Below are 11926 nucleotides of genomic sequence, written 5' to 3' on the forward strand. Positions count from 1 at the left end.
AGCCACTGAAAATACGCCCGCAAAAATCCGATCTTGCAAAAATTCAATCGATTAGACAATTCGCAGACTTGACAGTTGCGCGCATTGATGGCTCAAATGACGAATTGCCAAAGCGCTTTGAGGAGAAGGCGCCGCCGGACCCTGTTCCGGCATTTCGGAATGACCAGGGAGGAAGTGTCATGAAGAAAGAACTCATGCTGGGGGCGGCATTCATGCTGGCCGCCTTCGCCGCACCCGCATCGGCGGAACTGAAATTCGCGCCGGGTGAAGATTCGAAATTCGACTGGGCCAATTACGACGAACTGAAGAAGGTTGACCTCAAAGGAGAGACGCTTTCCATCTTCGGCCCATGGCGGGGCGAGGACGAAGCGCTGATCCGTTCGGTGCTGGAGTATTTCTCGGAAGCCACAGGCGCGACGATCAACTATGCCTCGTCCGAGAACTATGAGCAGCAGATCGTCATAGACACGCAGGCGGGCAGCCCGCCGAACATCGCGATCCTGCCGCAGCCGGGCCTTATCCAGGATTTGGCGTCCAAGGGGCTGCTGATCCCTCTGGACGATGCGACCGCCACTTTCGTCAAGGACAATTACGGCGCGGGCCAGTCATGGGTCGATCTCGGCACCTACAAGGACAAGGACGGAAGCTCTAAATATTTCGCCTTTCCCTACAAGGCCGACCTGAAATCGCTCGTCTGGTATGTGCCGGAAAACTTTGAAGAAAACGGCTATGAGGTTCCCGAGACCTGGGAAGACCTCATGAAGCTGTCCGACCAGATCGTCGCGGATGGCGGCGTGCCGTGGTGCATCGGGCTTGGCTCTGGCGGGGCCACGGGCTGGCCCGCGACGGACTGGGTCGAGGACATCATGCTGCGCACCCAGTCGCCCGACGTCTACGACAAGTGGACCCGCAACGAAATTCCGTTCAACGACCCGGCCGTGGTAAATGCGCTGGATATCTTCTCCAAGATCGCGACCAATCCGAAATATGTCGACGGCGGCGTGGCGGCGGTTGCCGCGACCGACTTCCGCGACAGTCCCGGCGGCCTCTTCACCGTTCCGCCCAAATGCTACCTGCACCGTCAGGCATCTTTTATTTCATCCTTCTTCCCGCAGGGGACAGTGCTCGGTGAAGGCGCGGATTTCTTCTACCTGCCGCCGATGGAGGAGCATGCGGACCTCGGCAAGCCTGTGCTGGGCGGCGGAACGCTGGTCACCATCACCAAGGATTCCAAGGCCGCGCGCGCCTTCATCGAATTCCTGAAGATGCCGCTCGCGCATGAAATCTGGATGGCCCAATCCGGCTTCCTGACGCCACTTAAATCGGCCAAGCCGGAGGCCTATGCCAATGATGCACTGCGTCGCCAGGGTGACATTCTGGTCAACGCCACGACCTTCCGCTTCGACGGCTCGGACCTGATGCCCGGCAAGATCGGCGCGGGCTCCTTCTGGACGGGCATGATCGATCTCGTCGGCGGCAAGTCGCCGGAAGCGGTCGCCACCGATATCCAGAAGAGCTGGGACGCGATCAAGTAGGATCGCGACCCCAAGTTCCTCCCGGGCCTCCAGCCCGAGGTCGTGGACCCTTTCGGGGGTCCACGACCGCCCCCAACGATTGAGGGTACGGTCCGTTACGATCAGACGAGAGGGGACTCACAATGGCTTCGCAGGTTCTTTCGGCAATCATCGTGATCGTGGTCGGCGTCGGTGGATGCCTTGCCTATTTCTGGGGCGCCAACAAGCTTGTCGATCTCGTCTTTCCCTCGCGCGGCGTGAGCGGCGCTGCGGCGGTGGACAATCTGAGGCGGCAGGGCCTGATCCGCCCCTGGCTTTTCATCGGTCCGGCGATCCTTATCCTCTGTGTCTACCTGATCTATCCGGTCATCTCGACGCTCATCTATTCCTTCTACGACAAGGGCGGCGACAATTTCGTCGGCCTCTCCAACTATGCCTGGCTGGCCAGCGATCAGGAGTTTCACAATTCGCTCCTGAACAATCTCATGTGGCTGATCGTGGTGCCCGCCGCATGCACGTTTCTCGGTCTCGTGATCGCGGTGCTGACCGACAAGATCTGGTGGGGCACCATCGCCAAGAGCCTCATCTTCCTGCCGCTTGCGATTTCCTTCGTCGGCGCGTCGGTCATCTGGAAGTTCGTCTATGAATATCGCGGCGACGGACAGGAGCAGATCGGCCTGCTGAATGCCATCGTGCAAGCCTTCGGCGGCCAGCCGCAGGTCTGGATTTCGCTGCCCTTCTGGAACAATTTTTTCCTGATGGTCATCCTGATCTGGATCCAGACCGGCTTTGCGATGGTCATCCTGTCATCCGCCCTAAGGGGCATACCGGAGGAAACCATCGAGGCGGCGGTGATCGACGGCGCAAACCCGTTCCAGATTTTCTGGAAGATCATGATCCCGCAGATCTGGGGAACGATCCTCGTGGTGTGGACGACGATCACCATTCTCGTGCTGAAAGTGTTCGACATCGTGCTGACCATGACCAATGGTCAGTGGAGCAGCCAGGTTCTCGCGAATCTGATGTTCAACTGGATGTTCCGGGGCGGCGGCGATTTCGGGCGCGGCGCGACCATTGCCATCGTCATCATGATCGGCGTGCTGCCCATCATGATCTGGAATATCCGGCAGGCGAACAAAGAGGGAGGACGCTGACATGGCTCAACCCAGCGGCAAGTCGGCCGGCAAATCCTTCTTCGGACGCTTCGGCGTTCACCTCGCCGTGCTGTTTTTCGTCCTGCTCTGGACGCTGCCGACCATCGGCATTCTGGTAACGTCTCTGCGCGACAAGGACCAGATCGTCGGATCGGGCTGGTGGACCTCCTTCGCGTCATCGACGCAGACCAGCGCAACACGACTCGCACCGCCTTCGGCGCAGGTTGAAAAGGACGGCAAATTCGTCATCGAAGGCAATCTCTTCGAAACGCCAGGGACTTCCGCCGTGAGCGCCTTCGGCACGCGTTCGGCGCAACCGACGGAGTTCAAGGCGGGCGACGTGGCCGACCTCAAGGACGGCGTGACCCTGCAGGTGAACGAGGACGGGTCCTATGTCTATTCCTCGCCCGTCGCCTTCGACGGGAACAATGGCCGGCGCGTCTATTTCGCGGCAACCGTTCCGCCGAAATTCACGCATGAAAACTACCGGACCGTGCTGTTTTCGGAAGGCATCGGGCGTTCCTTCCTCAATTCGCTGACCGTCACGATCCCGGCAACGATCATTCCCATCATGATCGCCGCCTTCGCCGCCTATGCGCTGGCATGGATGCGCTTTCCGGGCCGCGCGCTGCTGATTGCGGTCATCATCGGCCTGCTGGTCGTGCCGCTGCAAATGGCGCTTATACCGCTGCTGGAATTGTACAACGGCGTCGGCAATCTGTTCGGCGTGCCGTCGAAAACCTATCTCGGCATCTGGCTCGCGCATACCGGGTTCGGCCTGCCCTTCGCCATCTATCTGCTGCGCAGCTACATGGCCGGGCTGCCGCGCGAACTGATGGAGTCCGCGCGCATCGACGGTGCGAGCGACTTCGAGATTTTCGTCAAGATCGTGCTGCCGCTGTCATTCCCCGTGCTGGCGTCGTTTGCGATCTTCCAGTTCCTGTGGGTCTGGAACGACCTGCTGGTGGCGATGGTGTTCCTCGGTTCCGGCAACGACCAACTGGTGCTGACGGGTCGCCTCAATGCCTTGCTCGGCTCACGCGGCGGCGACTGGGAAATCCTCACGACCTCCGCCTTCATCACCATTATCGTTCCGCTGATCGTGTTCTTCTCGTTGCAGCGTTATTTCGTGCGCGGCCTGCTGGCCGGCTCCGTCAAGGGAGGTTGAGGATGGCCCAGGCAGTCCAGCGCGTGGAAACCGAGCCGCAAGCCGCGCCCGACCGCGACTGGTGGCGCGGCGCGGTGATCTACCAGATCTATCCGCGCAGCTTCCAGGACTCCGACGGCGACGGCATCGGCGACCTTCGCGGCATCATCGAGCGCCTGCCTTATGTGGCCGAACTTGGCGTGGATGCGATCTGGATTTCGCCGATCTTCACCTCTCCGATGAAGGATTTCGGCTACGACATCTCGGACTATCGCGGCATCGATCCGATGTTCGGCACGCTGTCGGATTTCGACGATCTCATCGCCACGGCGCATGGGCTCGGCCTGAAGGTCATGGTGGACGGCGTGATCTCCCACACCTCCGACCAGCATCCATGGTTCAAGGAAAGCCGTTCCTCGCGGGGTAACCCGAAGGCCGACTGGTATGTGTGGGCCGACGCGAAGCCGGACGGCACGCCTCCCAACAACTGGCTGTCGATCTTCGGCGGTTCCGCATGGCAGTGGGACACGCGCCGCATGCAGTATTACCTGCACAATTTTCTTTCCGAGCAGCCCGACCTGAACTTCCACGACCGGGATGTGCAGGACGCGCTTCTGGATGTCGCGCGCTTCTGGCTGGATCGCGGCGTGGACGGTTTCCGCCTCGACACGATCAACTTCTATTTTCACAGCGAGGGCCTTGAGGACAATCCGCCGCTGAGGCCGGAGGATCGCAACGACCAGACGGCGCCCGCCGTCAATCCCTACAATTTCCAGGACCATGTCTACGACAAGAGCCGTCCCGAGAATCTCGGCTTCCTGGAGCGGTTCCGCGCCGTGCTGGACGAGTATCCGGCGGCGGCGTCCGTGGGCGAGGTGGGCGATTCCCAGCGCGGCCTCGAAGTCGTCGCGGCCTATACGTCGGGCAATGAACGTGTCCACATGTGCTACGCATTCGACTTCCTGGCGCCCGAAAAGATCAGCGCCGCCAGGGTGCAGGCCGTGCTGGAGGATTTCGGGCGCGTGGCGCGCGACGGCTGGGCGTGCTGGGCGTTTTCAAACCATGACGTCGTTCGCCATGCCACCCGCTGGGGCGCAGGCGAAAAGGATCGCGAAGGCTATCTCAAGCTGCTTTCGGCGCTCATCATGTCGCTGCGCGGGTCAGTCTGCCTTTACCAGGGCGAGGAGCTTGGCCTGACCGAAGCGGAACTTGCCTTCGAGGATTTGCAGGACCCCTACGGCATCCGCTTCTGGCCGGAATTCAAGGGCCGCGACGGTTGCCGCACGCCCATGGTGTGGGAGCGCACGTCGCAAAATGGCGGATTCTCGGACGGCAGGCCGTGGCTGCCGGTGCCGGCGGAGCATCTGCCGATGGCCGTCAGCCAGCAATTCGGCGACAGGCACTCCGTGCTGGAACACTATCGTCGCTTCATCGCGTTTCGCCGCGCGCATCCGGCATTCGCGAAAGGCGAGATCGAGTTCATCGAGGCGCCGGAGGATGTGGTCGCCTTCCTGCGCAGCTTCGGCAACGAGACCATTCTGTGCGTTTTCAATCTCGGCGCGGAAGGCCGGAACTTTGAAAGCGGACTGAAGGCCGAGCCGCTCGCCGGCCACGGCTTCAATTCCGAGCGCAACGGCGACACGATCAAGCTCAAACCCTACTGCGCCTTTTTCGGGCGGGTCCTGTAGGCTGAAATCCGGGAGGAGAACATGGCGGATCTGAAACTGCGCAACGTCGAGAAAGCCTATGGAAGCCTGAAAATCCTCCATGGCATCAACCTCGACATAACGTCCGGCGAATTCATTGTGTTCGTCGGACCATCGGGGTGTGGGAAGTCGACGCTGCTGCGCTCGATCGCCGGACTTGAAGAGATCACGGGCGGAACGCTCGAAATCGACAACGAGGTCGTCAACGACGTGCCGCCGTCCAAGCGCGGCATCGCGATGGTGTTTCAGTCTTATGCGCTCTATCCGCACATGACGGTCTACGACAACATGGCCTTCGGCATGAAGATCGCACGCGAAGACAAGGCGGAGATCGACCGGCGCGTGCGGCAGGCCGCCGAAATATTGCAGCTTACGAAATATCTGGATCGGCTGCCCAAGGCCATGTCCGGCGGCCAGCGGCAGCGCGTCGCCATCGGTCGGGCCATCGTGCGCAATCCCAAGGTTTTCCTCTTCGACGAACCGCTGTCCAATCTGGACGCCGCGCTCCGCGTCGCGACACGCATCGAGATCGCCAAGCTCAAGGAATCCATGCCGAACGCGACGATGATCTACGTCACCCATGATCAGGTGGAGGCAATGACGCTGGCAGACCGGATCGTTGTGCTGAAGGACGGACGCGTCGAACAGGTCGGCTCGCCCATGCAGCTTTACAAAAGGCCGGGCAATCTGTTCGTCGCCCAGTTTATCGGCTCTCCGGCCATGAATATCTTGCCTGCGCGTGTCCTGAAGGCAGGCGCGGCAACAGAGGTAGCTGTCGATGGCGGCGGCAGCGTTTCCGTGCCGATTGCTACGCCGCAAGGCGCGGCCGGCACGGAAATCAGTTTCGGCGTGCGCCCCGAAGATCTGTTCGTGGCGAAGGGCAAGGATTCGCTTTTCGAGGGGAAGGTCGATTACATAGAGCAACTCGGCGAGGTGCAGCTCGTCTATGTCGATATTGGTCGCGGCGCGGAAAATCCGCTCACGGCCAAGCTGCCCGGAAATGCAAGGATCGAGCGCGGGCAATTCCTGCGGCTCGACGCCGATGCGGGTGATCTGCACATCTTCGACGGAAAGGGATCATCCTTCGTGCCGCACGAGGTGGAGGCAAAGGCGGCGTAGCTGTGCAGGGCTGGCGCGGCGGAACGCCCCGGCCCTCCGCTATGGCTCCGGGCGTTCGTCGTTCAAAAAGCCCATTCCGGGGCTTTTTGTCTGCTACGCGGAACGCCCCGGCCCTACGCTATGGCTCCGGGCGTTCGTCGTTCAAAAAGCCCATTCCGGGGCTTTTTGTCTGCTACGCAGACCACTCCTTACCCCACAAACGCGCGCTCAAGAACGAAGCTGTTCGGGCTGCTGAGCGAGCCTTCCTCGAAGCCGAGCTTTTCGGCCAGCGCCTTCACATCCTGGATCATCTGCATGGAACCGCAGATCATCACGCGATCCGTCGCGGGGTCGAGCGGCGCGATGCCCAGATCGGCGCTGAATTTCCCGTTCTCGATCAACGTGGTGATGCGGCCCATGCGCTCCGATTCCTCGCGCGTCGTGGTCGAATATAGCGTCACCCGCGAGGCAAATTCCCCGATCAGCGGGTCGTCGGCCAGGTTCGCGATCAATTCCTTGCCATAGGTCAGTTCCGCGACCTCGCGGCAGGTGTGCGTCAGGTAGAGCTGTTCGAACCGGTCATAAGTGTCCGGGTCGCGCACGAGGCTGGCGAAAGGCGCAATGCCGGTTCCCGTCGAGATCATGAACAGGCGCTTGCCGGGCGTCAGCGCATCGACCACCAGCGTGCCGGTCGATTTCTGGCGCATCAGCACGGTGTCGCCCGGCTTGATGCGCTGGAGATGCTGGGTCAACGGCCCGTCCGGCACCTTGATCGAAAAGAACTCCAGTTCCTCGTCCCATGCGGGCGAGGCGATGGAATAGGCGCGGAACACCGGCTTTTCGGCATTCGGCAGGCCGATCATCACGAACTCGCCGGAGCGGAACCGGAAGCTCTGCGGACGCGTGATGCGGAACTTGAAAAGCCGATCCGTATAGTGATGCACGGAGACGACCGTCTCGGCATACACATTGGCCGGAATGGGAAAGCTGGGCGCGTCGGACTCGACCGCCGCGATCGAAGCTGCATGCTGCATCGGAAGTCAGGACCTGTTCAAACAGCGGGACCTTGTATCGCGGTTTTATTAGTATACAAACGATTATCCGGTCAAGATTGCGGCCTGAAACCCGGTTCCAAACATCGGCGTGCAGGAAGGTCGTGCGTTTCGGAAACTGTGGATGGCGAAGAAATTTTCCACGGCGGCGGAAATATCGAAGGAAGCTGTCGTGGCCGGCATCGATGTCGGGGGCACTTTCACGGACCTGCTGCTGATCGATGGACGCACCGGCGCAGTCAGCATCGCCAAGACGCCGACCACGGTGGAAAACCAGGCGCATGGCGTGGTCGCCGCGCTGGACCGGACCGGCTTCGACATTTCCGAAATCGACCTCATCGTCCACGGCACGACGACGACCACCAACGCGGTGCTTGAGCGCCGCCTCGCGCGAACCGGCCTGATCACCACGCGCGGGTTTCGCGACGTGCTGGAGCTTGGCCGCCGCACCCGCCCGCAAGCCTATGGCATGACCGGCACCTTCACGCCCGTCATTCCGCGCGACCTGCGCCTCGAGGTCACAGAGCGCGTGGAGGCGTCGGGCCGCGTGCGTGACGCGCTCGATGAAGAGGAACTGCGCGGCGCGATCCGGCACCTGCTCGACGCGGGCTGCGAAGCGTTGGTGATTCATTTCCTGCATTCCTACGCCAATCCGGCGCATGAGCGCCGCGCGGCCGAAATCGCCGCCGGGCTTTGGCCGAACGGCTACATCACCATGGGCCATGCGCTGCTTTCGGAAGCGCGCGAGTTCGAGCGCGGTGTGACGGCTGCCGTCAACGCCTCGGTGCAGCCGATCCTCGAACGCTATGTCGAACGGCTGCGCGCGGTGCTGGCGGAACGCGGTTACGCCCGCGATTTTCTCATCATGAACGGCAATGGCGGCATGATCTCGGCCCGCTTCGTCAGCCGCGAGGCTGCAAAGACTGTAATGTCCGGCCCCGCATCCGGGGTCATCGCCGCCGCCTATACGGCGAAGCGCGCGGGCTATCCGGATATCGTGACCTACGACATGGGCGGCACCTCCACCGATGTGGCGCTGATCCGCGATGCGAGGCCCGCCGTCTCGAACGAGATCGAGATCGAATATGCCATGCCGATCCATGTGCCCATGGTGGCGGTCCACACGGTGGGGGCCGGCGGCGGCTCGATTGCGCGCGTCGATGCATCCGGCCTGATCCAGGTCGGACCGGAAAGCGCTGGCGCTGCGCCCGGCCCTATCTGCTATGGCCGGGGCGGCACGGAGCCGACGATCACCGACGCCAACCTCGTGCTTGGAAGGCTGAGCGCGCGCAAGTTGCTGGCGGTCGATTCGCCGGTCAGCGCCGACGGGGTGACGGCGATCTTCGCCGAGCGGATCGGCAAGGCCACCGGCCTCGGCGGCGTGGCTGCCGCGGGCGCCGTGCTGCGCCTTGCGAATGTAAAGATGGCGGGCGCCATCCGCATGGTGTCGGTGGCGCGCGGCCATGACCCCCGCGATTTCGCGCTGTTTGCCTTCGGCGGCGCGGGACCGCTCCATGCGAGCGCGCTTGCACGGGAACTCGGCCTGCCGAAGGTGATCGTGCCTGCCCGCCCCGGAATTACCAATGCGCTCGGTTGCGTCGTTGCCGATCTCAGGCAGGATTTCGTCAACACGGTCAACCAGCCGGTCGCAGTGCTGGACGAACCCGCCATGCGCGCGATGCTCGCCGCGCAGCGCGCCGAAGGCGGGGCGCTGATCGCCAAGGAAGCGGTGAAGCCCGAGCGCATCGAGGTCGCGCATTCCGCCGACATGCAGTTCGTCGGGCAGACGCATATCCTCAACGTGCCGCTGCCGTCCGGCGAGATCGACCGCGCGATGCTGCAAACGCTGTTTGAGCGCGCCTATTTTGCACGGTTCAAGGTCGAGTTGCCGGAAATCCGCGCCAATCTCGTCAGCCTCAATACATCGGTGACCGGCATTCGCCCGCAGGTCGACCTGTCGCGGCTGATCGATCCGGCCGGGCGCACCGCAACGCCCGAAGGCGCGCTTGTCGAGCACCGCCCCGTCTGGTTCGACGGTGAATGGCTGGACACGCCGGTCTATGACCGTCAGGCGCTGCCGCTCGACGCCGCGATCAGCGGCCCGGCCATCCTTGAGCAACTCGACGCAACGACGGTGCTGGAACCGGGCGACCGCGCTTCCGGGGACAGTAACGGCAACATCATCATCGAGATCGGGGGGAAATCGTCATGAGCCTCGACGCCATTACCCTTTCCGTCATCCAGGCCGCGTTGCAGCAGACATGCGACGAGATGGACCTGACCTTTTCGCGCGCCGCGTTCTCGCCGGTCATTGCCGAGGCCAATGATCGCTCCGACGGCATCTATTCCGCCGAGGACGGCTCGCTGATCGCGCAGGGGTCGGAAGGGCTGCCCGTTTTCGTTGGCGTCATGCAATATTCGACGCGCACGATCATCGGCATGATCCGCGACGGGCGCTGCCTGCCGCCCGAACCCGGCGACATCTACATCGTCAACGACCCGTATCTGGGGGGCACGCACCTGATGGACGTGCGCTTCGCCATGCCGGTCTGGCGCAATGGCCGGACTTTCTGCTGGCTGTCCAATACGGGCCATTGGCCGGACACGGGCGGCTCGGTGCCGGGCGGATTTTCGGCATCGGCCACGGCGGTCGAGCAGGAAGGGCTGCGCCTGCCGCCCGTCAAGCTGTTCAAGAAGGGTGTGCTGGACCCGGAAATCCACGCGATCATCTCGTCCAACATCCGCGTTGCAGAACAGCGCATCGGCGACATTCGCGCGCAGGCCGCCGCACTGCGCGTCGGCGAGGAACGGCTGACCGCGATACTGGACCGCTACGGCGACGATACGGTCGTCGAAGCGATTGCCGAACTGCGCCGCCGTGCCGCAAGCCAGATGCGGGCGCACATATCTGGCATACCCGACGGCACTTATCGCTCGAAAGCGTTCATCGACTCAGACGGCGTGGTCAACAAGCCGCTGACCATCGCGCTGGTGGTCGAGAAGAACGGCGATGCGCTGACATTCGACTTCTCGCAGTCCTCGAAGCCCTGCGCGGGGCCGATGAACAGCGTGCTCGCCACCACGCTTTCCTCCGTTTATCTCGCCATGCGGCACATTTTCCCGGACGTGCCGATCAGCGCGGGCGCCTTCGAGCCCCTGATCGTCAGGACGCCGGAAGGCACCTTTCTCGATGCGCATTACCCGCGCCCCGTTTCCGGCTGCGCCGCGGAAGTTTCGCAGCGCATCGCCGAAGCGGTGTTCGCCGCGCTGGTGCAGGCGATACCCGATCTCGTCACTGCTGCACCTGCCGGCACGAGCGGCAATTTCGCGCTTGGGGGCCACGATCCCGAGCGCAAACGCGACTTCGTCATGTACCAGATTTCCGGCGGTGGCTATGGCGGCAACGCCGCGCATGACGGCCTCAGCAATGGTTGCTCGACCATCGGCATTTCCAAATCGCCACCCGTCGAAATCATGGAACAGGCGTTTCCGGTGCTCTATCGCCGCTACGCGCTGCATGAAGGCTCAGGCGGCGCGGGCACGCATCGCGGCGGCTTTGGCCTTTCCTATGAGGTCGAACTGCTGCGCGGCGAGGCGCGCGCATCCTTCGTGATGGATCATGGCCGTTTCGGCCCGCAAGGCGCGCTCGGTGGTGCGGACGGACAGCCGAACAGGGTCACCGTATTTCGGGGCGGCGAGGCGCACGTGCCGGAGCATCTCTCGAAGGAGCAGGACATTCCGTTGAACGCAGGAGACCGCGTTTGCGTCGATACGCCGGGCGGCGGTGGATATGGCGACCCGCGCCTGCGCGATCCGCAATTGGTCAGCAGAGACATCGCGCTTGGATATTACACTGCCGAACAAGCCCGCGCCCTGTTCGGCAGTGCAGCCCCCGCCGAAACCTAGGGTTACCACCTAGGAATTGCGCGCCAGCGGACGCGGCGGCGAACAGCGGACCTTCACATATTCTTTCGGACGCTGGCCAAGTTGCGCGGTGCGCGCGAGCATGGCCTGCGAGCCGAGCATGCAGGACATGACGCTGGCGGAATCGGGACCAACGATGACATCCAGCGCCGTGTCGGAATTGCAGTCAGGCGGCGATACGGAAACCGAACACACGAGAATGAGTACCTGGAGCATGGTGCACGCCTTTCGCGAACCTCTGCTCCTCCCTGAACATCAGCCTACCCAATTTATGCTGCATTGCAATATCGTGCTTCGCGGTCGCAGCATTGTTCCCGGAAAGCGTGCCCCG

Annotated in this window: 9 protein-coding genes; 7 read left to right on the top strand and 2 right to left on the bottom strand. The window is 62.6% G+C overall.

Annotation, left to right across the window (positions count from 1 at the left end; genetic code table 11):
• The first annotated feature begins 179 nt into the window (after positions 1-179).
• From M9924_06300 to ugpC, 5 genes are all read left to right on the top strand, one after another.
• Positions 180-1535 (top strand): ABC transporter substrate-binding protein, encoded by a 1356-nt coding sequence (locus M9924_06300; GenBank protein MCO5064013.1) that lies wholly within the window; start codon positions 180-182, stop codon positions 1533-1535.
• A gap of 122 nt (positions 1536-1657) precedes the next feature.
• Positions 1658-2668 (top strand): sugar ABC transporter permease, encoded by a 1011-nt coding sequence (locus tag M9924_06305; protein MCO5064014.1) that lies wholly within the window; start codon positions 1658-1660, stop codon positions 2666-2668.
• Position 2669: 1 nt separating this feature from the next.
• Positions 2670-3836, top strand: coding sequence for a carbohydrate ABC transporter permease (locus M9924_06310; protein ID MCO5064015.1), 1167 nt, complete (start codon positions 2670-2672; stop codon positions 3834-3836).
• A 2-nt stretch (positions 3837-3838) separates the two neighbouring features.
• Complete coding sequence (locus M9924_06315) at positions 3839-5503, top strand: alpha-glucosidase family protein (protein ID MCO5064016.1); 1665 nt, start codon at positions 3839-3841, stop codon at positions 5501-5503.
• 21 nt (positions 5504-5524) lie between these two features.
• Positions 5525-6640: a sn-glycerol-3-phosphate ABC transporter ATP-binding protein UgpC gene (gene ugpC / locus M9924_06320; GenBank protein ID MCO5064017.1), complete on the top strand. Its 1116-nt coding sequence runs from the start codon at positions 5525-5527 to the stop codon at positions 6638-6640.
• A 188-nt stretch (positions 6641-6828) separates the two neighbouring features.
• Here the strand turns inward: ugpC and M9924_06325 are convergent, their stop codons facing one another.
• Complete coding sequence (locus tag M9924_06325) at positions 6829-7653, bottom strand: ferredoxin--NADP reductase (protein MCO5064018.1); 825 nt, start codon at positions 7651-7653, stop codon at positions 6829-6831.
• A gap of 142 nt (positions 7654-7795) precedes the next feature.
• On the opposite strand from M9924_06325, the gene M9924_06330 reads away from it, so the two are divergent.
• The gene (locus M9924_06330; GenBank protein ID MCO5064019.1) at positions 7796-9883 is read left to right on the top strand and encodes a hydantoinase/oxoprolinase family protein; all 2088 of its coding nucleotides are present in this window, start codon (positions 7796-7798) and stop codon (positions 9881-9883) included.
• Positions 9880-11577 carry a hydantoinase B/oxoprolinase family protein gene (locus M9924_06335; GenBank protein MCO5064020.1) on the top strand — a complete coding sequence of 566 codons (1698 nt, stop codon included), beginning with the start codon at positions 9880-9882 and terminating at the stop codon, positions 11575-11577. Before M9924_06330 ends, M9924_06335 begins: the two co-directional genes overlap by 4 nt.
• 9 nt (positions 11578-11586) lie before the next feature.
• Here the strand turns inward: M9924_06335 and M9924_06340 are convergent, their stop codons facing one another.
• The gene (locus tag M9924_06340; GenBank protein ID MCO5064021.1) at positions 11587-11811 is read right to left on the bottom strand and encodes a hypothetical protein; all 225 of its coding nucleotides are present in this window, start codon (positions 11809-11811) and stop codon (positions 11587-11589) included.
• Positions 11812-11926: the final 115 nt, after the last annotated feature.

This window comes from Rhizobiaceae bacterium (genome assembly GCA_023953835.1).
In the GTDB taxonomy this organism is placed as follows: Bacteria; Pseudomonadota; Alphaproteobacteria; order Rhizobiales; family Rhizobiaceae; genus Mesorhizobium_G.